This window comes from Achromobacter sp. Marseille-Q0513, from assembly GCF_018195695.1.
GTDB lineage: Bacteria > Pseudomonadota > Gammaproteobacteria > Burkholderiales > Burkholderiaceae_B > Achromobacter.
In genome coordinates this window covers 1-409 of sequence record NZ_JAGTJY010000571.1, presented here as the reverse complement: position 1 = coordinate 409, position 409 = coordinate 1, and the positions used below count along the sequence as shown (strand labels likewise).

Genomic DNA, 409 nt, shown 5'->3' with positions numbered 1-409 from the left:
CGCCGCAGGAGGCCCGGCTGTGCTGTATCTTTGCGGGCTGATCGGGCTCGTTGTCTGGGTGATGAATGCGGTCCGACGCTGGGAGTCCTTTGACTTCCGAGACGTGCTGCCGATGGCGATCGCGTTGTGCGCGCCCTTCTTGGCCATGGTTATCAGCAGCCTATGGCTTGGTGTCTGGAGCTCATCTGAAGTTGAGAAGCTCTTGCGTTTTGCGCTGGCAGTTCCCGTATGTTGGCTATTGCTGCGTGTGCCACGACTGTGGTTGCAACAAGTGCAATGGAGCCTGTTGTTTGCTGCCTATGCCGGTTCGGCGATGCTCATTTTCATCATGCTGTACCCTGGCCTTGGCCGCGCAGCAGTGGTGGATTATGGCGGTCGCTACAACGCCGTGGCCTTTGCCGATTTTACG

General features: G+C 58.2%; 1 pseudogene. It reads left to right on the top strand.

Features of this window, described 5'->3' with window-relative positions:
- Positions 1–19: 19 nt before the first annotated feature.
- Positions 20–409 (top strand): annotated as a pseudogene (locus KDH83_RS31800) (hypothetical protein); the annotation flags it as partial.